The sequence below is a fragment of the Acidobacteriota bacterium genome, assembly GCA_016208495.1.
Taxonomy (GTDB): domain Bacteria; phylum Acidobacteriota; class Blastocatellia; order Chloracidobacteriales; family Chloracidobacteriaceae; genus JACQXX01.
The window spans coordinates 1-22,868 of sequence record JACQXX010000035.1; the positions used below are offsets into that span (position 1 = coordinate 1).

Sequence of the window (22,868 nt, forward strand, 5' to 3'; positions counted from 1 at the left end):
ATGAGATTGACCATAAAATTGGTTGGGCTACGGTGACGGGAATGCTCGATTTGAGATTGGTTTTTGAGTTGATCATTGACGGATTCAATCACAGCCCGTTTGCGCAACAGAATTTTGTCAAACATCGGCATCAACGCCCGGCATTCTTTCCTGGACTTTTTGACGCGGGTGATAAGTTGTAACCCCCGCTCAAAGAGTTCGACAAACAACGGATGAGACACATACCCCCGATCCCCAAACAATTTCCCGATCAGCCTCTGGGTCAAATCCGGAACTGGAGCTCGATCATCGATATTGCCTGGGGTGATTTTGAGAGCCAGGATCTCACCCGTATCATTGACCACCAGATGGAGTTTGAACCCGTAAAACCAACCCATACTGGTCTTTCCACGTTTGGCCAACCCGGCGAAGACCTGATTGGAAGCAATCCGTCGGTTATGACACACCGCAATCGCCGTCGAATCAATAAAGGCAATTCCGGTCATCTGTCCTTTGCGGGTATTGAGAAAACAGGTCAGCGGAACAAAGGCCGACGCCATCAACTCCACAAATCGAGCATAACTCACCAGGTGTGGGAACTCACGCTGGTGATGGGGGACAACCTGTTTGGTATAAAAATCTTTGAAGGTTCGATACCCGGATTGGTGAAACCGCACGATGATCGTCATGACTTCACTCAAGCTCAAGTTGCTCGCCCGCTGACGTTGTTTCACCCCGTTGGCCAACAACATTTGATTCCACTGCGGTTCAAATTCTTGACAAAAATCATCAATCGCGCAAAAAAGATCTATCAACATCATACCAACACTCTCCTTTTTGGTGTCCACCACCGAATTTTCATTTTGTAAATGATACCAAAAATGAGAGTTGTTGGTTATTTTTTCGTTTTTCTTACGTCGAACTCACGTTACAAGCCCTCAGCCCTGGTTTTTTCAGCCCTGAACCGTCATTTGCCAGATCGCTTCAGCCGCCCGTCCAGCCGCACCACCATCTCCCAACCGGTGCCGAATTTCAGTATAGCAGGCCCGCAACCGGGCTTGCTCGGCGCTATCTTCAAGCAAGCGAAGAACCTCCGTAACAATATTTTCCGGTGTCACGGCTTGCTGAATCAATTCGGTAACGCATTTTTCACCCATCACAAAGTTGACCAATCCATAGTATGGCAAATTGGCCACCCGCCGAAGCCAGAGTTCGGTCAAGCGTGAAACCCGCCCCAAAATGATCATAGGTGTCCCAATCAGTGCTGTTTCCAGGGTGGCGGTTCCGGAGGCAACCACAGCCGCCTCGGCAATGTGGGTCAACTCATAGGACATTCCCTGCCGCCAGGTGAGAGGAACTCGATACCGTTGCAAGTAGGGAACCAGGTCCGCTGGTTGAAGCGAACGGGCCAGTGGCAATACAAAATGGAGTTGTGGGTTGTGTTGTGCCAGCCGTTCAGCCGCCACCAGCATCGGTTCTAAATACATTTTCAGTTCCGACCGTCGGCTTCCGGGCAAGAGCGCCACAACTCGCTGGCCTTCAGTAAGGCCAAGCTCCTGGCGCACTTCAAGTTGTGGATGGGTTATCCGGACTCGATCCACCAACGGATGACCGACAAACGTGACCTCCATGTCATATTTTCGATAAAACTCAACTTCAAATGGAAAAAGCACAAGCATCCGGTCAACGACGTGCTTAAAGGTATGCACCCGCTGTTCGCGCCAGGCCCAGAGCTGGGGGCTGATATACCAGACAATGGGAATTCCCCGTTGCTTGATTTTTTTCGCCAGCCGCAGATTGAAATCCGGAAAATCAACCAGCACGGCCAGGGTCGGATGTTCCTGGTCCAGTGACCGAACCAGACTTTGAAACGTGGTCCAAATTTGAGGCAAATGGCGAACCACCTCAACCAGGCCAATCACGCTCACTGGTTCCATCGGCAATAAGGGTGAAAGGCCAAGCTCACGAAGGGCACCACCGCCCATTCCATAAAAATGAGGCGGGGCCGTTGAGGCACAGGCTGACAGGTGGTTCAGGTGGTTCACAACATCAGCCGCGTGCATATCACCCGAGGCTTCGCCAGCCACCATGAGAATTTTGGAGTGCGGAGCGTTGCCGAAATTACTCATGAGCGGCTGTTTTCTGGAGCAATCCAGTGGTTGAATGGTCCTTGGGATCGCCAACTATCGCCACTTGCCCGCCATACCCGCGGACAAATTCGCGTTCCGGCACGGTTTCAGTCGTGTAATCGGTCCCTTTGGCGTGGATATCAGGCCGTAAGGCTTCCAGGAGCGGGTGGACCGTGAGCGTATCAAAAATCGTCACGAAATCCACACAGGCCAGGGCAGCCAGGATTTCAGCCCGCTCGATATCCGGCATCACTGGACGCCCGGCGCCTTTGAGTTGACGCACGGCGCTGTCACCGTTCACGCCGACCACCAGGATTCCGCCCAGGGCTTTGGCGCCTTGCAAATATCGAATGTGGCCGACGTGAATCAAATCAAAGCATCCATTGGCCAGGATAATTTGATGCCCTTGAGCCCGCAGGGCCACAGCCTGGGGAATCAGTTCATCCACGGAAATGAGTTTTTTGATGGGTTGAGAAGTCTCTGACACTGGGAATCTCCAAAAATATGTGGACGGCACGCCCTCACATTCCATATGGTGTAACGTGCAACCGAAACCGGTTATGCCCTGATCTGCTTGACACCTGAACGATCAGGACATATTCATTTAATACACTGTTTTCTGGTCTTTCTGAAAGCCGGCAGCTCTCATTTACCGTCAAAGGCGCTTTCAGGCACGGGAATTGTATACAAAATTGGGAGATCTCGGTTGAACAGTGAGGATGCCATGACACAACGACGAATTTACTTAGCTTTGATCAATATGCTGCTCCTGGGCACTCTGGTGACCCTTCCCTCTCCCCAGGTTTGGGCCGCTCAACCTCAGGAACAAGTGACCATTTCATTTCAGAACAAGGATAAAGACAAAGACAAAGATAAAAATAACAAACCAGAGAAAGCGCCAAAACAAAATTTCGACAATCAGGATATGCTAAAACAACCTCGGTTCATCCAAAAAGTCCCGAAACAGAACCCAGAACCAAATCCTCCCCCGAAGAACGATCCCCCCAAGGATAAGAAAAAAGGGTAGGACCACACAACCAACCGATTCCCAGCTACCGGGCAACGTCAATTCCAGGCGTTGCCCGGTTTGCTTTTCGTTGATACACAACCCACTCCCTCACTCGGTGCTCCAGGTGCCCTTTTATGAGCAGCCGCTTGTTTTCTGACCAGTTCCACCATAGCCCCCGAATTGAATTATGCTTGACAGCATAAAAAGCTTCTTGTACTCTCGGCAGGTCTTTGTGAAGTACCATTTCTTCCAACAGTTTTGTTCGTAAGGTAGTCCCGATTTGTCCCCCTCCATAAGCACGCAGAAATGAACCGCTTGTTCAGGCAATAAATTTGCTTGAAGAGCGGTCTTTTTGTTTTTTTGCCCTGGAAGATCAGGTCGGGAATCCACACCTGAGTCGTTTTCAGTTGTATGCAGTTACCTCCCAAGCAATCTGCACTTCGACTGGGCCTGAAACCAACAGGCTGGTGGGAGAACCCTGTCTTTACATCGACATATCTTGAAACCTAAAATAATTGATTTACCTACGTTTAGGAGGAAGTGTTACACAATGCGTACCAGAGGAAAAGTGAAATGGTTCAATAACAGCAAGGGCTATGGATTCATCGAACAGCCAAGTGGAAGCGACGTGTTCGTCCACTATTCGGCCATTCAAGAAGATGGCTATAAGTCGCTTGTTGAAGGCCAGATGGTTGAGTTTGAAATCACAGAAGGACCAAAAGGGCCACAGGCTGAAAACGTGATCAAACTCTAATTTTTCATTTGGTTTGTATACCAATTTTTTCCTTTTTGCGTACCCCTCCAAACCTATTTTGAGGGGTACTTTCATTTTTAGCGAACGATTGTTTTTTTTCTTTAATGTGGCCGATTTTTGTTACTTTTCTTTGAACTGTTCATGTTTGAATTGTTCAAACAGCGGCTTTAACCGGTTGCGCTGGTATTTGCCGGTTGAGGTCACCGGGATTTCAGTTCCCCAGACAACGACTTTCGGTGATTTGTGAAACGGCAAGTGCTGGCGCGCTGCGGCCAGCACGGTTGCTTCGTCCAGCGTCACACCCTCTTGAAGCACCACATAGGCACCCACCTCTTCACCATACCAGAAATTTTCAAACCCCACAGCCAGCCCACATTTCACGCCGGGGATTTGATTTAACACCTCATCAATTTCAAAGGGAGATAAATTGATTCCTCCCCGGATGATCAATTCTTTGATGCGTCCAGTGATGAAGAAAAAGACCCGCCCCTGCTCATCAATGGCTGAAAATCCCTCATCCCCACTGCGGAACCAGCCATGGGTAAAAGCAGCTTCGTTGGCATCCGGGCGGTTGAAATACCCTTCCATCACGGTCGGACCACAAATGACGATTTCACCTCGGGTGCCGTGGGGGACCAGATTGCCATTTGGATCATGAATTGCCATTTCACACCCTGGCAGTGCCACTCCGATTGAAGGAAACCCGAAATCACGCATCCAGTGCTGATGTTGTTCAGAAGTCAGTTCGACGGGGAGCATTGACGAATAACAGGTGGTTTCGCTGAGCCCATACCCGTGCAGAATGCGGACTCCAAATGTATCTTCAAATGCCTTACCGAGTTCAACCGTGAGCGGTCCAGCACCGCAAATAATGTGTGCCAGTGAACGCACTTTTTCAGGCTTAAAGAATTCTGGCCGTTCCAATAAAAACGCCAGCAAGGTGGGCACGACACTCACGACTCGCACCTGCTCTTTGGCAATGCGCTCCCAAAAATGGTCAGTATGAAATCTGGCGTTGAGAACCGTTGAGCCTCCAAAATACATCGGCGTCAACAACGTGACCACAAATCCATTGACATGGTGAATCGGCAACACACACATGGTCCGGTCTTTGGCTTCGAGTTGATTCCAGACCGCCAGTGTGTGGACATCAGCCAGCAGGTTGGATTGCAGGAGCACCACGCCTTTCGGGGCACCGGTGGTTCCGCTGGTGTAGACAATCAACGACTCATCCTGGGCACCTGGGGCTTCAAAATCGCCATCCACTGGCGGTGCAGCCTGCCAGTTCACCACCCCGTCAAACAAGTCGCCGGTCAGTTGAACCACGTGCTCAATCGCCGGAACTTCCAGGGCCAGACTCAAGGCGAGTTCGGTAAATTGATGCAACGCCAAAATGACCCGGGCCTGGGAGTTTTCAACAATGAATTTTCGTCGGTCAGCATCTTCGGTCATATTGACCGGCACCAGGCAAGCGCCCAGATAGAGAGCTGAAAAGTACGCCACCACCGTCTCGGCATGGTTGGCGGCATAGGTTGCCACCCGGTCACCACGCCGAACCCCCAGACTGGTCAACAGCGCGGCACCAGTTCGGACCCGCTTCCCAAAATCACCATAAGTGAGTTCAATCCGATTTCCAGCCGTGTCGTAGCTGATGAGATATACAGCATCTGGAGAATGCGCCACACGATGGTCAAGCATCTTTCGAACGGTTTCAAAATTCACTTCAAGCGGCGGATTGTGACGAAATTGCTGGGCCAGTCGAATTTTTTCGGTAATTGAAGTCATAAGGCGTGAGGGAGTGAAGTGGTGAAATAGTGAAATAGTGAAATAGTGTGTTCAAGGTTGGTTTCTATCCCCTAAACTCTTTGTCTTTCTCTACTTCGCTATTTCACTCAATTATCAATTCCACTGGGCCAGAGCGCGGCGAGCCTGCCCAATATATTCCTGAAGGACTTTGAAATTCTCATCTTCCGGGCATTTGGCGCAATAGAACGTCAAATCGTCAACAGCTTGCGACCAGTTTTCGAGGCGCAAATGGATGACACCTCGATCCCGGTATTCGGTCCACCATTCAGGCTGCACGAGCAGAATCATCTCGATCACCTGAAACATCAGTGGCCAGTTTTCATCATTGAGATAGATGTTTTTCAGATTGGAAAGCATTCGCCCAAGGAGCTGGTGTTTGGTGACAGCCCGCAAATACTCTGGCTTCATCTGAGCCGATGAGCCATAGACCTGCGCCAGTAGTCGCTGACAATCCTCAAAGTGAATGACTTTTCCGTCATGAAATGGATCAAGCAGCACCTGTCCATCCGCCGAGGTATGGCGAACCAGAAAATGTCCCGGCATCCCCACCCCCTCCGCATGCAGGCCCAGGCGATGGGCCACGGCGATAAATATCACCGACAGCGAAATCGGTATTCCAAGCCGCCGCTCCAAGACTTCATTCAAAAAGCTATTCCGGACATCGTAATAATCATTGGTGTTTCCGGTAAAGCCACATTCCACAAACAGATAGCGAGCAACTTCAACAGCCTGGTCAAGTGTTGAAGGCAGGCTGGACAACCGTGGCCGGAGGGTTTCGGCCAGTTGCTCCAGTTTGAGTAAGGAAGGTGCTGGATCCAGATCAGGATCGGCAATGCCTGCAATCTGCACTGCCGCTTGAGCCAGATCCAGTTCGGCCTCTGAAACGCTCACCAGTTTTTTAAATGTGGTGAGGTGCCGTTCAATTTCTGGGTCAACCAACGACTTTTTCATGGTGTCCCTGGCTATTTTGACCCAACGGGCTCACTGTTTTTGTCCGGCAAAACAGTGGCGGATGTCGAATGACGAACGACACCTGTTTCATCAAGATAGAAACAATCGTCACCCGTCCGGTTTTGACCTTCCTTCACGGCTGGAAACGCAACCACCAAATAGCGGGTCAGCTTTCCATCAGCGTCGCGTTCAAGTTTGATTGGACCCAGCAAGTACCCAAACCGAGGGGTTTTTTGCATATTCGCAATGTCACTTGCCAGGAAGCTGGAACCATCTTCCCCAGCTTCGCCGAGCACCGCCAGATTGTCCGTATACTCGCCATTTCCCTTGCCTGATTGATACAGGTTCATGGCCCGGTGCAAATCATGCAACGCAAATCGAGCCGACATGGTATTGCTCATGCGAGCCGTTGCCAGAACCTGAATGGCCAGCATCGAGGGAATCGCCGCCATCGCCCGATTCATCACATCAGCCGGGACAGTCGCGTCCATAAACACGCCCTGATCATCATGTTGCAGGTGAATAAACTGGGCCATTGATGGCACTTGACTTAACAATTCCAGGACTCCTGGAGCGGCTTCTTTTCGAATGCCATCTAACATTGCCTGTTGAAATTTCTCGGAAATGTAGTAACTGAGCATGGTGTTGGCGGGTGCCTTTTGCTTGAGCGCGGCAAACGCAGGGTTTTTCTCCAGCGTTTGACCTGCGACCCGGCTATCAATCACCCACTTCACATCCTGAGCCCGGCCAATGACCAGCATATCCTCGATAAAAGAAATCCCAACTTCCTCAATTTGAATGATTTCAATGTCGTTGTAGTTCTCACGGGTTGGCCCAGGTTTTTTCTCAGCCGTGTCACCCTCCTTCTTCTCTGACGCCGCCAGTTTCAAGAGCTTGTCAACACCTGCTTTCACCATTCCAGGGTTGCTCAATACCATAAAGCCAGCGATTCGGGCATCTTTCGGAAGGTCTGAGGAACCGGGGTTTTTGATCAACTGGCTGACATCGCCGACATTGATAAAAACACCGTGTTCACCACTGAAACCGGCCAGGAATTCATCCCGAATTTTGAATCCGGCCATTGCTTCACTCTGGGCAATCAAAGCATCTGGCGGCGGCTCGTCTTTTTTGCGCGGGAGGGCCCGAACGGCTTCCAGGACTTCGTCATAAAACCGCAGATGATTAAATCCAAACGAAACAAAGAGTTGAGCTGAATCTGGCGCCACCGATGCTCCACGCAACGTCAGGTCCGGGGCGTCAGCCAGAACCGGCAATAAGCCTTTGCCTTTTCGGTCAATTGCGATGTAGAGCCGTTGCCGAAACTCAGTTTCCGTCATGCCGGCAGCCAGTCCGATGCCACCCAGGGACGGCAACCCAAGATAATTTCCGATGTTGCTGAGCGCGACCTCCCCAGTGGACGGTTCTTTTTTGACGGGCTTGCTTCCCTTCTTGACGGTGGATGGTGTTTTAAATGCCTCGATTCCGGCACTAATGAGTTCACCAATGATTTTGGTGTTCATATAGGCAAACAGTGTTTGAGGCGCTCCAACCCGTTGGCGAATCGTAGCAAAATCAGTGCTGGTATTGAGTGCGGCGCCGGTCCGCGGAGCAACCGTCGCGACCACGGATTTCACCATCGGCAACAACCCAAAAGCCAGAACCTTCCCCATCTGCACATAGCCCACCGGCTGTTTTTCGGTATAGGCCGTGATCTTTGTCTTCCCAACCATGACCGTCGTCGGCTTTGCCATACCTTGCTTTTCAGCAAGTCCTGTAAATGCCAGCCGGATTTTATCAGCGCCCTCAATGGTCGGAGGTTCTAAAAACACGACCACTTCCGGCTCAGGGCCGGCGGGTGGTTTGGCACCTGGTTTCGCACCTGTGGGGGCTGGTGGGACAGGCTTTGGAATCCGCACGGCCACGGCAACCCGAGTAGCACGCAGCGTGGCTTTATCAGGCAGACCCAGAACCGTCAGAAAGGATTCATATTGCTGAAGTGGTGCAAATTCAGGCTTGTCCTTGAGCAAATTGCGAATTTCTTCTGACTTTAATATCGCATCCAGGGTATCAATCACACTCTGAAGGTTCGCTAACTCAACAAACACAAACCCATCGGCAGGAACCATCCGCGCCAGAGTGGTTGGGTCGTCAACCGCAGGCGGCAACGTCGCTGTTAATTTATTGGGGGGAGTTTTGGAACGGCGTGGGGCGTTTTGAGCAAACGCAGGAACAACATTGGCAACCATAATGATCAAAACAAGCCAGGTCATCAGGCAACCCTGCAACTTTGATTGGCGCAGGTTCAGCATAAGCCACCTCAGATTTTTGGTTTTTCAGCACACCAGGGATCAATATGAAGGGAGTTGGTGCCCAATCAGAGTCCAGCAATTCGCTGGAATTGAGATGGGCATTGAAGGTTCGTGCTGGGTGTTGGCAATTTGTGAATGCACGATGTTGAGGGACGCAACACCTGGAGCATGATGGCAAAGTGAGTGAACCCATTGAGAGAAAAACAACGCTCTCTCAGGGAGTCGGATGGAAATATCATACCACCAGGGTTCAGGGTTCAGGGTTCAGGGCCAGATACTCCACGTTGAGTGGTACCCGCCAGTTCCCCAGTCTTCATCTTGAGTGGGATCAGTCAACTCATCGCCGAAACCCTGAACCCTGCACCCTGAACCCGATTTCAGTGGGATTTTATTTTCTTCTGGGTCCCTCAGTACCCACCACCTTGTAAGGTGCGGACGATATCGCGGGCACATTCGGCAATCCCGGCGTAATTTCCATTTGCAATGTGACCGGGCTGAAACAGACTTTCCCGAATCCCAACCACGGTGGCGCCGACAGCAAAGTAATCATTGAGTGTTTCAACCGTGATTCCGCCACCGGCCATAAAATTGACGTCGGGGAGCAGTTCGTGCAACTGCTTGACATAGGCGGCGCCGCCCAGCAAACCGACTGGGAAAATATTGACCAGTGGGACGCCAAACGAGACTGCCGAAATGATTTCAGTCGGTGTGGCCGCTCCTGGAATCGCAAACACATTATGGGAGCAGCAAAATTCGATCAATGAGGCGTTCGTATGAGGCGCGGTAATAAATTGGGCATTGGCCTTGATGACTCGATCCGCCATCTCCACGTTGGTGATGGTACCGCCGCCAATCAAAACCCGCTCGCCAAATTTGCGTCGCAGATCAGCAATCACCCGAATGGCGCCAGGGGCCTGATATGGGACTTCAATAATTTTAATGCCTCCCATAATCGCAGCTTCAGCCGCTTTGAGCGCCAGATCAGCCGAGGTGGCTTGCAAGATTCCGACCACCCGGTGTTGTCGAAAGAATGCCAGTTGCTGCTCAAATAATGGGTTCATAACCGGGAGAGGTGAACGGAATTGGGGTTGGTAACCTATGACTGGTGACTGGTGACTGGTGACTGGTGACTGGTTCTTCTTCGAAAGTATTGATTGCTAACCACTAACCACCAACCACCAACCACCAACCACTCTTTGGTTCTTGGTTCCCCCGAAGGTATTGGCTCCAAAGTACCAAGCACCAGATACTTTACAAGCCAGTCTACCCACGCAAAATAACGCGCGCTGGGGCGCCATCGCTATCCTGAATTTTCATTGGGAGACAAATCAGCTCATATTCACCGGCGTCAACTTCGCTTAAATTGAGCCCTTCAATAATTACCACGCCGTTTGAGAGCAATTCCAGATGGGTTGGAAACGAGGTGGAGCCAAATTTTTCAATCGAAAGATAATCAATTCCAACCAGTTTGATTCCATTCTCAACCAGCTTCCGGGCGGCACCAGGGGTAACGTGAACATATTCCTGGACAAAAGTATTGCGGCTCCAGAGGTAGGAATTTCGGGTTTTAAAAATCACCCGCACGTGATCATCCAGATCGACTTCCGAGAGGACTTCCTCATCAATCCGAGGCGCCGTGATTTCAACAATCCGGGTGCGACCAATCAATAAATTGAGTGGGATTTCACCGACTTTCCGTCCTGAATCCACAAAATGAAACGGTGCATCAATATGAGTGCCGGTATGGGTGCCCATTCCACAATATGAAACGTTGGCTGGATCACCGTTTGCGATTCGTTGACGGGCCTCAAAAACGACTGGAGGATCGCCTGGGTAAACTGGCATGTGAGGAGTGATCGGAATAGATATGTCGTAGATTTTCATAGATTTACCAGCATGCGTAGGCTCAGCGGAGAGCACGATAGTAACGTTTCGCCTGCAGGTTGTCAAATCCCACCTTGGCCGCCGGGTTGGAGAACTGAAGGATATTGGGCGGCATGCCACGACCACCCCAGCCCCTCAATTTCTCGTGCCAGATCGGCGTTAGCAACAGGCTGAACGCCATCCGGGAACTGGCTTTCGCGTTTTTTCATTTGCAATTTCGACGATTTTGTGGTTTTTGAAGGGTTTCAATTCAGCACCCTCCCTACGTCGGTGCTTCTGACTTCGAATCCTTTCGACTTCATTCTTTTTAGGGATTTTCCGTCATATGTATCCATACCGAAATATCTTATTCTGCACTGATTTTTCCCCACTTTCCCGCAGCATGCTGAAATATGCGGCTGCCTTTGCCCGGGCCCACAACGCCCGGTTGTACATCCACAACGTCCAGGAAGGGACACTCCCTCCCCAGGCGCTCCGGCTTTCAGAACGTGCCCTGTCTGAACATGGATATGAATGGCTGATTGCCGTTCGTCATGAACTTGAAGAAATTGGCCAACACGAAGTGGTGAAAGGTCTGGATGTCCACCTCCTGTTGACCGAAGGCAACCCGGCAGACGAAATCGCCCGGGTCGCGATAGAACATCAAATTGATCTGGTCACCATTGCCACCCAAAATCGCAGCACGCTGGGACGCGCCATGGTCGGCTCGACCTGTGTCGCGATTCTGGAAAAGATCAAATGTCCCGTGCTTGTGTCACGACAACCCGCTCACGACTTTGTCTTTTATCGCGGCTCAGAAACAACGATTGCCCTCAACCGGATTCTCTTTGCCACCGATTTCTCAGACGATGATGCCGCCGCCAAAGCCGTGGCCATCAATCTGGCTCGCGAACACCATAGCCGCCTGATCTTTACTCATGCCCTGGGTGTGTTTCTCAACTATGTCCGGGCGGTTACCACGATTGGTACCGAAGACATTGAGTCCCATGTCCGCAAAGAAGCCACTGGGAAACTGGCTGCACTCCAGGCCGAAGCCGAAGGCATTGAATCCAAAACGGTTCTGGGTGAAGGCCGAACTTACTCTGAAGTGTTGCGGATTGCCAAGGAGTCAGACGTTGATCTGATTGTGGTCGGCACTGGAAATCGTCAAACCGGCAACGTGCTCGGGCGCAATACCGAACGCATCATGCGTGATGCCAATTGCCCCGTGCTGATCGTGCCAAGCTAAGTCCTTCGGTAGCGAGTAGCGAGTAGCGAGTAGTCAAACTTATCTGGATTGCTCTGTTTTTTAATTACTGTCTCCCGTTGAATTGGAAACGACTCGCTACTCACTATTCGCTACTCGTTATTCTTTCTCATGAGTACTCCCGCAAAATCTTCTGTTCACCCCACCCCGGAAGCCACTTTGTCTTCATCCATCAAATCGCCAACTGGTTCCGCTTCTGATACAGCCACTTCGGCTGGACGCGGTGCTATCTATATCACGCTGGCCAAGTTCTATTTCATCTTTACCGGATATGCGATCATTTTCACCCTGCCTCGGCTTCTGACCAAGGAGCAGTATGGCGAATATGCCGTTGTCACGTCGTTTGTCTCAATCATCAATGCCGTCATCATCACCGGCACCCAGCAAGCGGTTTCAAAGTTTGTTTCAGAAAACCCGGCGGCGGCGGAAAGACTCAGGTCACGGGCATTAGGGGTTCAGGGAATCCTCGGAACCCTTACCGTCCTGGTGTATGTGCTGCTGACGCCGTATCTGGCGACTCAGTTCTGGAATGATGCCTCGCTCATCACGCCGCTGCGAGTTTCAGCACTGATCACCCTGTGTTATGCCTTTTATGCAGTTTACATGGGGTATCTCAATGGAAAGAAAGAGTTTTTCTGGCAAGCAACGCTTGATACCTCCTACTCGACCTTCAAAATGCTGGCCATTATTGCCTGTGCGCTGATCTTTCGGAGTGTGACTGGTGCCGTGGGGGGCTTTGCACTGGGGGCCTTTCTCGTTTTGATTTTAGCCATTGGACTGGCTGGCCGTGGGCGATCAACCATTGCACCACATGTCGAACTTGGGACCTACCTGACATTTCAGTTGCCGTTGCTGGCATTCGTTTTGTGCAACAACCTGTTGCAAAAAGTAGATATTGCCTTCCTGAAAGCCTTTTCCTCAGCCGATCCCACCATTGCCAGCGCCAATGCCGGCGATTATGGCGCGCTAATCAACATTGCCAACATCACCTATCAGGCAGTGATTTCAGTCACGTTTGTGGTCTTTCCGCTTATTTCCAAAGCTTCATTTGAAAAAGAAACCGGAGAAGTCCAAACCTACATCCGCCAGACCATGCGGGTGGCATTGCTGGTCATGGCACTGCTGGCAACCGTTTTTTCGTCCAATGCGGCGGATTCGCTTGGGTTGTTATATCCGAAGATTTATCTCAGTGGGGCTGGGGCACTGCAAATCGTGGCGTTTGGAATGTTGAGTTTCGGCTTGATTTCAGTTCTGACCACGATCATCACAGGGAGTGGACATCCCTGGATTTCACTCCTGATTGGCGCCTTTACGCTCGTGGCCAATGTGGTGCTGAACTACAAATTGATTCCGGTGTATGGGTTGCGAGGGGCAGCCATCGGAACCACCATTTCCATGACGGTTGGTGCCCTTCTGGCTTGCGGGTACGTTCTCTTCTCCTTCAAAGCCCTTATCTCCCCTCTGACCCTGGGACGGATTGTGCTGGCATCAGCCGTGATTTATGGACTCCATCTGATTCCACTGACTGGGATTCTGGTGGTCGTGAAAATGACGATTCAAGGGCTGGTCTACCTGATGATTCTGATTATTACCCGAGAGCTTGGCGCCCAGGAGCTTCGGTTGATTCAAAAAATCTTCCACCTGACCAGATGACATCTGACAAGGTGACAAGGTGACAGGGTGACAAAATGACAAGGTGACAAAATGACAAGGTGACAGGATTGAAAATAAACAAGTTTGGGGACTGTCCAAATTTTTCTGTAACCAGTTAATTTAACCTGGAAAAACCAGGTGATTAGCTCTTTCTTTAGTCACTAAATATTGAATATAAACAGTTTATCTAAACTTAAAAACGAGCTAAAAATTCAGTTTAGCCATTTACACAAAAAACCAAAAAGTCTCCATTTTGTCACCCGGTCACCCTGTCACCCTGTCACCCTGTCACCCTGTCACCTTGTCACCCTGTCACCCTGTCACCTTATCATTCTGTCATCTGATCACCTTGTCAAATGGTCACTTTGTCATTTGGGTAATTGGTGTATACTGGGCAACAATCCTGGTTACCGATTTCTATCAGCACAAATCATCTCATTCCACATTCTGGATCAGATTCCATGAGGCTTCAGTTCTCCTCGGATTTCCGAAAAATTTTCGGTGAATATCTCCCTGCCCAGGCAATTGATGTGCAGGTATTGCGCCATGCGCTGGAGACGGTTCGAGTTTGTCGCAATCTGTGGGGGCTGACCCCACCTTGTTTTTGGGTTGCGTCACCTCCCGAACATTGGGAGAAATGGAATCGAGCCCTGGCTGAATTTGAACTGACTCAGGTGCATGAACTACTGTTTACCGCCACTCAAAAAGTACACCCTTTTTGGGTGTATCTTTTTTTGGACGCTCAGTTTTCCTGCTGCATTGCGGCTGAAAGCCTTCCCTCCTCAGGGCCTGATCAGGCGCCGAGACTGGTGGGAAGTATCAGTTTTGACCCACACATTGTTGAAAAAACAGCTCAGTCGCTCCTGCTGCACCAATCTCAGAAAATCCAGCGCCTGCTGCGTGAGGCATTGCACAATCCTCACCTTGATAAAATCACTCGCCAGATTCACCGGGCGGAAGCCACTGAGCGTTTTGCATCATTGCTCACTCAAACCCAGGTTCAGCAGGTACCAGTTCCGACCAGTATTTCCGCGACGGTTTCTCTATCTTACCTTGAAGAATTAATTGGTATTTTGAGTGATTCAGCATCGGGTCAGGCTGGTGCGGCGTTGCTTCATCGAGTGGTCAATGCCATTGCACACCTGACAGATTACCGGCTGGTGCTTGTCTCTTTGTTTAAAGAAGAGTTTCCCTATCGTGATTTGGTGGGATGTGACGCCATTCCGGCTGAAATTCTGGAGCGTATCCACCAGATTCCATTTCCACAGGATGAATTCCGACAATTGCTTCATCTGGGTGAACCAATCCAGGTTGGCATGCTTGGTCAGGCACTCTACTTTCCACCCAGGCTCCATCATGTTTTAGAGCGTGAAAATCTTTATAAAAGCCCTGAGTCTTACACCGGAGGCCAGGGGAAGTGGAATAAAAACGATGAACTGTTTGTCCCGATTGTAAGTCAGGATGGTGAATATCTGGGGGTGATGTCCCTCGATGATCCACGATCCGGTCTGGCCCCGACTGAACAAAGCGTGTTACCAGTGATTGCCTTTGCCCGGCAAATTTCCCTGATTCTGGAGCGCCACCGGGTCGAACAAGAAATGGAAGGCATGCTGATTCAGCTTTCGGTCAACAACAGTGAGTTGGCTGGATTGAATCTGGTGCTTGAAACCACCAGCCGTTCCATGGACCGGCACGGGGTGTTGGAGGGGGCGCTCAAAATCCTCGACGTGGTTGACCTCGAAGCCGCCGCCATCTTGACGCTTGATGAAACACGCGAACAGCTACGACTCGAACATGTCAGCAATGTTCCCGATTCACTCTGCCGCTTGATGTATGACTTTGGGATTGAATGTTTTACAGTGGGATTGAAAACCACTCGTGGCGAATTGGAAATCCACGACCTTGAAACCATCCATACCTCACTTCCCCATCTCAAGCAAACACTCCACCGGGAACAAATCCAAACCCTGGTCAGTGTTCCACTTTCGGGCCGAAATGGTGTGCTGGGCGTGATGGTCTTATGGTCGCACGAAAAACGGAGTTTCTCCGCCCCGGATTGCCGCTTATTGGCCAACGTTGGAAAACAGGTGGGACTGGCCCTTGAAACAACCCAGTTGTTTGAGCATTCGCATCGGTTGGCCACCCAAATGAGTGCGTTGTTTGAAGTTGGCAAAAGCATCACTTCACATCTGGCGCTCAAACCGTTGCTGGATTCAGTGACCCAGAATGCCGCCACGCTTTTAAATGCCGATCAGGTCTCGGTGGCGCTCCTTGACGATTCTCATGCGGTGACGGAGTTAACCAAGTGGATTCGCCCGATCCCGCCAGGGCTGATGGTTATTAATTCCGATACACCTCCGGGCACACCACCGCCAACAGATAAAACACCGCCGAATGGAATTCTGCTCAGCCTGCCCATCCGCACCACTCATCCTGAAACGGGTGAGGCACGACAAATTGGTATGTTTCATGTTGGTCGAAATTCACCCCGCCAGCCATTTTCTCAGATTGAAATTGAAATGCTCAACAACCTCACGACCCACGTCTCAATCGCGGTCGAGAACGCGCGAGCCTTTGAAGCTGAGCACAAACGCAGCAAACAATTCCGGTTGATCAATACTTTTTTGCGTGAAATCAGTGCCATCCTTGACTCTGAGAAAATGCTGAAACGGGCCGCGCAAGTTATTTGTGACAATTTCGGGTACGTGCATGTCTCAGTACATCTCTATCATCTGGAAGCGCAACTGGTCATGGTTCGAGCCGTGGTTGGCAACCAGGTGGCGGTTGGGTGGAATATTGGGGACGTTTTGCCCTGTACCCAGGGCATTCTCCACCGGGCGATCCAAACCAAACAAACCGTCAAAATTGATGACGTGCGGAAAGTAAAGGATGATCTGGTCAGCATTCCCGAAGCCCGTTCGCGACTGGCAATTCCGATTCTGCGTGGGAATGAAGTCATCGGCGTGTTGCTGCTTGAACATTCCGACCCAGGTCATTTTGACCGAAGTGATGTGATTACGGCTGAAATTCTGGCCGATGGAATCGGAGTGGCACTGCGTAAGACCGAACTCTACAACGAGGTCATGCTGGCCAACACCCAGCTTCAGGAGATGATTCGGGTCAAGGATGATCTGGTTTCGATGGTTGCCCATGATTTCCGCTCGCCGCTTACCACAATCCAGGCGTATAGCGAGGTCTTGTCCGATCAAACGGAAGACTCCAGCACCAAACGCTATTTGCAGATTATCAACCAGCAGTCACGCCATCTGGCCCGGCTGGCCAATGACACGCTGACGATGTCGCGACTCGAATCACATAAAATGAACTTTGAGTTTCAACCGGTGTATTTGCGGGAACTCATTGAACTGGTTCTGGATAGCCGGTTTGTTGAAACCAACGTCACCTTTGAGACAATGTGGCCGGAAACACCAATCGTGGTGTCGGCGGATTCCGGACGCCTTCAGGAAGTGTTTGATAATTTGATTGGGAATGCGGTGAAATACTCACCCGCTGGTGGAAAGGTCGTGATCGAAGGGTCGGTTCAGGGAGATATCGCCTGCCTCTCAATTACAGATCAGGGCATTGGGATTGCCAAAGAAGATCTTCCAAAACTCTTTGAGCGATTTCAACGCATGGGGAACGCCCGAAAACTTCGGATCCCCGGCACCGGGCTGGGACTCTATATCTGTCGCTCAATTATCGAGGCCCACAACGGGCAAATTGAAGCCGAAAGCGAATTGGGCACAGGCTCGACCTTTCGGGTTTTTATTCCACTCCATCAACCAGACAAGGCTGAAATCTCTTCAGAAAACGAAAGGCGAACCGAAACCATCGATTCGCCTTAGGTTGAGGAGTTTGAGTGGGTTCTGCCAATATCTGGTGGATTATGAACCCTGAAAAAGCCAGGTTGTTTTTCTGCAACAAGATAGCTTTTTCTTCATTCTTCATTCATTCGACCAGCGCCTGATTGGCATTCAACCGACCGCCAGTTTTGACTTTCCCTTTGAGAGCTTTCACCGGAACCGCGCTCTCAAGCAACCGCGCTTTTAAATCAGCCGCTTTCAGGTCAGGTGTTTTTGAGAGTACCAGCGCCGCAGCCCCAGAAACGTAGGGCGTGGCCATTGAAGTACCTGAATAGTAGGCATACTGCCCATGGGGAATCGTGCTATAGACTTCGACGCCTGGAGCGCCGATGTGAACCGTGTTTTCTCCATAATTTGAAAACACCGCCAGATCATCGTTGTTGTTGAGGGCTGCGACTGAAACCACATTGGGAACGTTGTAACACGATGGATAATTAGGGTCTTTGTCAGTGTTGGTTTCATCATTGCCAGCCGCCGCCACAAACAAAATCCCCTGCTCATTGGCCCGTTGAATGGCTTCTTCCAATGCTTTTGAATATCCACCACCGCCCCAGCTATTGGACAGCACGCGCAAATTGACACCTCGGGCCTTCATTTCCAGGCCGTAGTTGATGCATTCCAGCGCATCATTGAGCGAACCGCCACCGTGACCTGACAGGAACTTGAGCGCCATAATGCGGACGTTCCAGTTGACGCCGACGATTCCCTCGCCATTGTCCCCCACCGCCCCAATGATACCGGCACAGTGTGTTCCGTGGTTGTTATCATCCATCGGGTTTCCACTGTTGTTGATCGCGTTGTACCCAAACACGTCATCAATCACGCCATTTTTATCATCATCAATCCGGTTATCTGGGATTTCGTTTTCATTGACCCACATGTTGGCAGCCAGATCGGGATGCAGGTAATCAACTCCACTATCAACCACGCCAACCACAATGTCTTTGCTACCGGTGGAACTATTCCAGGCGGCAATGGCTGAAATATCAGCTCCCGCCTTTCCGCCCGGTCGGCCCTGGATTGGCTGTCCGGTGTTATGGTGCCCCCATTGCTGCTCGAATCCAGGATCGTTGGGCCAGCTATCTGACGGATAATACACATAGTTTGGCTCAACAAACTCAACATTGGGATCAGCCCGGTATATCCGCAACACGTCTTCAACACTGAGCGAAGCCCCAACGGTTTCAAACGAGAGGCCGGGGAGGTATTTGTATTCGTTGACGTGTTCGCCTTTCAAGCGTGATAACAGCGCCTCAATCGCACTGCGTTTCGTGCCTTCTTTATACTTGACAATATAGCCGCGATACTCCAGCCCAGCCGTTTTGCGGCACGATTGACCAGCCGGAAAGTCAGACTGTTTCAGGGAAGGAATTCCACTGCAGAGCTGTTTCGGTAAAGCTCGACGTTGAGTTTCCCACCGATGAATGGCCCCTGCCCAGTAAGCGGCAATGACCACCATTAACCCGAGTGTGAGATGGAAAAGTGGTGAGCGTTTCACGGCCTCGTACCTCCTGATGTCACAACGTTGGGTGACGGCTGGCCAAAATCAGTTTGGCACAAACGGTCACGGATAAATCTTATAATGTGAACCCTGATAGCGGAAGAGACGAACTTGTTGTGGGTTGGCCCGATATTCGGCATCATCTCCGTCGCCTTTGGTCTGAACAATAATGCGCCAGCCATCAGTCATCATCATGGCTGCCATTTCACCGCTGACCGGAGCCCCCAATACAGCATTGGCAAATTGGGTTTTCTCGGTGCGTATGACCTTGATATCACTTCGGTTGACACCTCGTCGCTTCGCAAAATCAGCGACAGCAATTTCCACAGCCTGTTGCTCTGTAATGGCCATCGTTTTCGGCACTCATCCTTTTGAGGAAGTTTCCAGTTTGGAGAAGGGAAATGTCCAACTCTAGCCCGACTCGGGTGAGAAGACAAGTCAGCAGGTAGATCACTGAATCCCAAGCCGTTCGCGGATGTGTTTTTCAACCTCGGCTTCGATCAATTCGCCGTTTACAACCCACGCTTTTTCCGCCAGGACATCGCCTTGTTTGGGAAATGTCGCCGGCTCCAGAAAGACATTGTAGGGCGACCCCCATCGTCGCGTATCACCCGTTGCCTGACGATACCCGAAATGGGTGGTTTTCTCTCGTTCAGCTCGATCTTCCGATTCAACCACCACCGGAATGGATAATCCTTTGCCGGCGAAGAAGGTCCGGGCTTCGTCACTGGAACCGTACTCGTTGACCGCAATCACGTCCAAACCTTGAGCATGGTATTTGTCATAGAGTCGGGCAACCACTGGGGCTTCGTTGTGCCAGTTGCCACACCAGGGCGCATAATACACCACCAGCACCAGTTTTTTCCCGGTTGCCCAGTCACGCAAATTCACGGACGGAGCATCCGCCTTTAAACTCTTGTAAGTCCAATTCTTATAGGCAATTTTCTGCTCCTGGAGTGGTGCATATTCATGTGATTCCTGGCGTATCACAGGCAACAGCAAACTCAATACGCTGAGAACTATAAAGGCAAGGGAGTGCATTTCATTTTCCTCCAAAAGACCCACCCGCTGACGCAGGCGGTACTGACCTAGCTGACCAGCGCTGTTTTCAAAACCTGTCGGACGTGCTCGACATAGACAAACTCCATGTCTTTGACCAGTTCTTTGGGCATTTCTTCAACGTCTTTGCGGTTTTGTTGGGGCAGGATGACGGTTGTAATTTTGGCACGCCGGGCAGCCAGTACTTTTTCTTTGACACCACCAATCGGTAGAACGTTTCCGCGAAGTGTAATTTCTCCGGTCATGGCCACCGATTTTTTGATAGGTCGGTTGGAAAAAGCTGAAACCATGGCCGTGGCCAGGGTAATTCCGGCGGAGGGGCCATCTTTTGGAATGGCGCCTTCGGGAATGTGAATGTGGATGTCGTGTGAGGCAAAATCAGATTCCAGGATTCCAAGTTCTTTGCACCGGGCTTTGGCAAACGAAAGTGCGGCTTGAGCTGATTCTTTCATCACGTCACCCAGTTTTCCGGTCAGAAGCAGACTTCCCTTCCCTTTCATTAACAGGACTTCGATATAGAGGATGTCACCGCCGACCGGAGTCCAGGCCAAACCCGTGGCCACACCCACCTGGTCTTTTTTGAGCAACTCGTCGGCCATGAATTTGGAAACACCCAGAAATTCCTGCAGGTTTTTGATCGTGATTTGAACCCGTCCGGTTTGGCCTTCAGCCACGCGCCGGGCTACCTTCCGGCACACCGAAGCAATTTCACGTTCCAATTGCCGCAACCCCGATTCACGGGTGTACTGCATAATGATCGCCCGGAGAGCTGAATCTGAAAATGAAATGTGTTTGGAGGAGATCCCGTTTTCCTCCATTTGTTTGCGCAGGATGTGACGGCGCAAAATGGCGAGTTTTTCCTCTTCGGTATATCCAGACAATCGCAGGACTTCCATGCGGTCGCGCAAGGCCGGCTGGATCGTGTCCAGAATATTGGCCGTCATCATAAACATCGCGTTTGACAAATCGAACGGCACGCCCAGATAGTTGTCCCGAAACGAATGGTTTTGTTCCGGGTCCAGCACTTCGAGGAGGGCGGAGCTTGGATCGCCGCGAAAATCGGAACTCACCTTGTCAATTTCATCCAGCATGATGATCGGATTGTTGGTTGCCGCCTGTTGAATTGCCTGAATAATCCGCCCTGGCATGGCGCCGACATAGGTTCGCCGGTGACCCCGGATTTCAGCCTCGTCGTGGATTCCCCCAAGTGAAATGCGAATAAACTTGCGACCCAGGGCACGTGCCACTGACCGGCCAAGCGATGTTTTTCCAACCCCTGGAGGACCAACCAGGCACAGAAGCGCTCCTTTGGTTTTGCCCTTGAGCTTGCGGACGGCCAGATCTTCGATGATGCGCTCCTTGACCTTTTCCAATCCGTAATGGTCCTCATCCAGAATGGTTTGTGCCTGTTTGAGATCCAGGTTGTCAGTCGAGGATTCTGACCAGGGCAACCCCACCATCAAGTCCAGGTAATTGCGAAGCGTCGAGGCTTCCGCTGCGTCCGGGTGCATCCGTTCCAGCTTTTTCAATTGCCGCAGGACTTCCTCTTCGACTTTTTCCGGCATTTTGACTTCGGCAATTTTTTCGCGGTACTGGTTGATTTCTTCAAGGAGTTCATTGCCTTCTCCCAGTTCCTGTTGAATGGCTTTGAGTTGCTGGCGCAAATAGTACTCGCGTTGAGACCGATCAATTTCCCCTTTCGCCTGACTGTTGATTTCCTGCTGGACCTGCAAGACGCTGATTTCACGGGCCAGGAGTTCATTCACCCGACGCAGGCGTTGACTGGGATCAATCTGTTCGAGCACGGTTTGGGCTTCGGCAACCTTCAGTTCCAGATTGGAAGCCACCAAATCAGCGAGCCGCCCGGCATCTTCAAGGCTATTGGTAATCGCCATCACTTCGGGAGAAATGTTTTTCCCCAGAGTGATGGCTTTTTCCATTGAATTTTTAATATTGCGGGTCAGGGCTTCGAGCTCAAGGGATGATTCAAGTTTGGGTTCAGTCAATGGAGTGATGGTCGCCCGCAGGTAGGCTGGGGTTTCCTCAATTTTTTTGACGAGCGCCCGAGAAATCCCTTGCACCAAAATTCGAATCCGGCCATCTGGCAACTTCATCATGCGCATGACGACGGCCACGGTTCCAACCTGATGGAGGTCCTGTTCGACTGGTTCATCTTTATCTCCATCACGTTGTGACAACAATAAAATCAACCGGTTATCTGAAAGCACTTGTTCAACCGACCGAATCGAGCGTTCACGTTGGACAAAAAGCGGAACGATCATAAACGGGAAGATCACGATATCCCGCAGCGGAAGGACTGGCAGAACCTCGGGAATTTTGACAGCATCCTCACCAGTCAGGTCTTGTGGATCCTGGTCGATCAATATTTGGTCAGCCATTGGGTATTCTCTCCTCAGCACAATTGTCGGTTTAATGACGGATGTTCAGCATAGCCGTTCCATCTTCGGTTTCTCAACCAACTGTGTCGGATTCGGTACAAAAGACGTCAGGCTGAAGGCTTGGGCTGAGGGCTTGGGGCTGAAGTCTCGCAAGCTCGGGGCTGAAGTCTTCGGGGTTTAATACCATTTTGAAACCATTACCTCGATTGGCCAGAAAGTCAAACTGTTGAAATAATTGTGCTTCCCTGAACTCCAGTTGGTTTTAAAACATCAGGTTGAGAGAAAACGAAAACGGGCTGAAGCATTGCAGGATCAAGGGTTAGCCC

General features: G+C 50.8%; 18 protein-coding genes. 5 read left to right on the forward strand and 13 right to left on the reverse strand.

What is annotated here, in order from left to right; all coding sequences use genetic code 11:
- The 3 genes from HY774_05995 to HY774_06005 all read right to left on the reverse strand — a co-directional run.
- Window positions 1-800 (reverse strand): IS982 family transposase (locus HY774_05995; protein MBI4748020.1); only part of this gene is annotated, 800 nt, incomplete at its 3' end.
- Window positions 801-932: 132 nt separating this feature from the next.
- Complete coding sequence (gene lpxB, locus HY774_06000; protein ID MBI4748021.1) at window positions 933-2,108, reverse strand: lipid-A-disaccharide synthase; 1,176 nt, start codon at window positions 2,106-2,108, stop codon at window positions 933-935.
- The gene (locus tag HY774_06005) at window positions 2,101-2,640 is read right to left on the reverse strand and encodes an adenylyltransferase/cytidyltransferase family protein (protein MBI4748022.1); all 540 of its coding nucleotides are present in this window, start codon (window positions 2,638-2,640) and stop codon (window positions 2,101-2,103) included. Before HY774_06005 ends, lpxB begins: the two co-directional genes overlap by 8 nt.
- Window positions 2,641-2,832: 192 nt before the next feature.
- Here HY774_06005 and HY774_06010 point away from each other — a divergent pair, with 192 nt between their 5' ends.
- Together HY774_06010 and HY774_06015 are read left to right on the forward strand one after the other, a co-directional pair.
- A complete protein-coding gene (locus tag HY774_06010) occupies window positions 2,833-3,135 on the forward strand; it encodes a hypothetical protein (protein MBI4748023.1) in 303 nt (100 codons plus the stop codon).
- Between the two features lie 532 nt (window positions 3,136-3,667).
- Window positions 3,668-3,871 carry a cold shock domain-containing protein gene (locus HY774_06015; protein MBI4748024.1) on the forward strand — a complete coding sequence of 68 codons (204 nt, stop codon included), beginning with the start codon at window positions 3,668-3,670 and terminating at the stop codon, window positions 3,869-3,871.
- A gap of 120 nt (window positions 3,872-3,991) precedes the next feature.
- Here the strand turns inward: HY774_06015 and HY774_06020 are convergent, their stop codons facing one another.
- From HY774_06020 to HY774_06045, 6 genes are all read right to left on the reverse strand, one after another.
- Window positions 3,992-5,656 (reverse strand): acyl--CoA ligase, encoded by a 1,665-nt coding sequence (locus HY774_06020; GenBank protein MBI4748025.1) that lies wholly within the window; start codon window positions 5,654-5,656, stop codon window positions 3,992-3,994.
- Window positions 5,657-5,770: 114 nt separating this feature from the next.
- Window positions 5,771-6,628, reverse strand: a complete 858-nt coding sequence (locus HY774_06025) for a tetratricopeptide repeat protein (GenBank protein MBI4748026.1) — start codon at window positions 6,626-6,628, stop codon at window positions 5,771-5,773.
- An 11-nt stretch (window positions 6,629-6,639) separates the two neighbouring features.
- On the reverse strand, window positions 6,640-8,937 hold the full coding sequence (locus tag HY774_06030; GenBank protein MBI4748027.1) for a hypothetical protein: 2,298 nt from the start codon (window positions 8,935-8,937) through the stop codon (window positions 6,640-6,642).
- 407 nt (window positions 8,938-9,344) lie between these two features.
- The gene (locus tag HY774_06035) at window positions 9,345-9,998 is read right to left on the reverse strand and encodes a bifunctional 4-hydroxy-2-oxoglutarate aldolase/2-dehydro-3-deoxy-phosphogluconate aldolase (protein MBI4748028.1); all 654 of its coding nucleotides are present in this window, start codon (window positions 9,996-9,998) and stop codon (window positions 9,345-9,347) included.
- A 202-nt stretch (window positions 9,999-10,200) separates the two neighbouring features.
- Window positions 10,201-10,782: a cyclase family protein gene (locus HY774_06040; GenBank protein MBI4748029.1), complete on the reverse strand. Its 582-nt coding sequence runs from the start codon at window positions 10,780-10,782 to the stop codon at window positions 10,201-10,203.
- A gap of 101 nt (window positions 10,783-10,883) precedes the next feature.
- Window positions 10,884-11,030, reverse strand: a complete 147-nt coding sequence (locus HY774_06045) for a hypothetical protein (protein ID MBI4748030.1) — start codon at window positions 11,028-11,030, stop codon at window positions 10,884-10,886.
- 116 nt (window positions 11,031-11,146) lie between these two features.
- On the opposite strand from HY774_06045, the gene HY774_06050 reads away from it, so the two are divergent.
- From HY774_06050 to HY774_06060, 3 genes are all read left to right on the forward strand, one after another.
- Complete coding sequence (locus HY774_06050) at window positions 11,147-12,049, forward strand: universal stress protein (GenBank protein MBI4748031.1); 903 nt, start codon at window positions 11,147-11,149, stop codon at window positions 12,047-12,049.
- 177 nt (window positions 12,050-12,226) lie between these two features.
- Window positions 12,227-13,720 (forward strand): oligosaccharide flippase family protein, encoded by a 1,494-nt coding sequence (locus HY774_06055; protein ID MBI4748032.1) that lies wholly within the window; start codon window positions 12,227-12,229, stop codon window positions 13,718-13,720.
- A gap of 461 nt (window positions 13,721-14,181) precedes the next feature.
- Window positions 14,182-17,565, forward strand: coding sequence for a GAF domain-containing protein (locus tag HY774_06060; protein ID MBI4748033.1), 3,384 nt, complete (start codon window positions 14,182-14,184; stop codon window positions 17,563-17,565).
- 103 nt (window positions 17,566-17,668) lie between these two features.
- Here the strand turns inward: HY774_06060 and HY774_06065 are convergent, their stop codons facing one another.
- From HY774_06065 to lon, 4 genes are all read right to left on the reverse strand, one after another.
- Window positions 17,669-19,081: a S8 family serine peptidase gene (locus tag HY774_06065; protein ID MBI4748034.1), complete on the reverse strand. Its 1,413-nt coding sequence runs from the start codon at window positions 19,079-19,081 to the stop codon at window positions 17,669-17,671.
- Between the two features lie 66 nt (window positions 19,082-19,147).
- Window positions 19,148-19,435 (reverse strand): hypothetical protein, encoded by a 288-nt coding sequence (locus HY774_06070; GenBank protein MBI4748035.1) that lies wholly within the window; start codon window positions 19,433-19,435, stop codon window positions 19,148-19,150.
- 99 nt (window positions 19,436-19,534) lie between these two features.
- Window positions 19,535-20,125: a TlpA family protein disulfide reductase gene (locus tag HY774_06075; protein MBI4748036.1), complete on the reverse strand. Its 591-nt coding sequence runs from the start codon at window positions 20,123-20,125 to the stop codon at window positions 19,535-19,537.
- A gap of 47 nt (window positions 20,126-20,172) precedes the next feature.
- Window positions 20,173-22,542: an endopeptidase La gene (gene lon, locus HY774_06080; GenBank protein MBI4748037.1), complete on the reverse strand. Its 2,370-nt coding sequence runs from the start codon at window positions 22,540-22,542 to the stop codon at window positions 20,173-20,175.
- Window positions 22,543-22,868 lie beyond the last annotated feature (326 nt).

Excerpts from the sequence above, each read along its gene's own strand:
- lpxB (MBI4748021.1), bottom strand. The coding sequence starts at position 2,108 with ATGAGTAATTTCGGCAACGCTCCGCACTCCAAAATTCTCATGGTGGCT.
- HY774_06005 (MBI4748022.1), bottom strand. The coding sequence starts at position 2,640 with ATGGAATGTGAGGGCGTGCCGTCCACATATTTTTGGAGATTCCCAGTG.
- HY774_06010 (MBI4748023.1), top strand. The coding sequence starts at position 2,833 with ATGACACAACGACGAATTTACTTAGCTTTGATCAATATGCTGCTCCTG.
- HY774_06015 (MBI4748024.1), top strand. The coding sequence starts at position 3,668 with ATGCGTACCAGAGGAAAAGTGAAATGGTTCAATAACAGCAAGGGCTAT.
- HY774_06020 (MBI4748025.1), bottom strand. The coding sequence starts at position 5,656 with ATGACTTCAATTACCGAAAAAATTCGACTGGCCCAGCAATTTCGTCAC.
- HY774_06025 (MBI4748026.1), bottom strand. The coding sequence starts at position 6,628 with ATGAAAAAGTCGTTGGTTGACCCAGAAATTGAACGGCACCTCACCACA.
- HY774_06030 (MBI4748027.1), bottom strand. The coding sequence starts at position 8,937 with ATGCTGAACCTGCGCCAATCAAAGTTGCAGGGTTGCCTGATGACCTGG.
- HY774_06035 (MBI4748028.1), bottom strand. The coding sequence starts at position 9,998 with ATGAACCCATTATTTGAGCAGCAACTGGCATTCTTTCGACAACACCGG.
- HY774_06040 (MBI4748029.1), bottom strand. The coding sequence starts at position 10,782 with ATGCCAGTTTACCCAGGCGATCCTCCAGTCGTTTTTGAGGCCCGTCAA.
- HY774_06045 (MBI4748030.1), bottom strand. The coding sequence starts at position 11,030 with ATGAAAAAACGCGAAAGCCAGTTCCCGGATGGCGTTCAGCCTGTTGCT.
- HY774_06050 (MBI4748031.1), top strand. The coding sequence starts at position 11,147 with ATGTATCCATACCGAAATATCTTATTCTGCACTGATTTTTCCCCACTT.
- HY774_06060 (MBI4748033.1), top strand. The coding sequence starts at position 14,182 with ATGAGGCTTCAGTTCTCCTCGGATTTCCGAAAAATTTTCGGTGAATAT.
- HY774_06070 (MBI4748035.1), bottom strand. The coding sequence starts at position 19,435 with ATGGCCATTACAGAGCAACAGGCTGTGGAAATTGCTGTCGCTGATTTT.
- HY774_06075 (MBI4748036.1), bottom strand. The coding sequence starts at position 20,125 with ATGCACTCCCTTGCCTTTATAGTTCTCAGCGTATTGAGTTTGCTGTTG.
- lon (MBI4748037.1), bottom strand. The coding sequence starts at position 22,542 with ATGGCTGACCAAATATTGATCGACCAGGATCCACAAGACCTGACTGGT.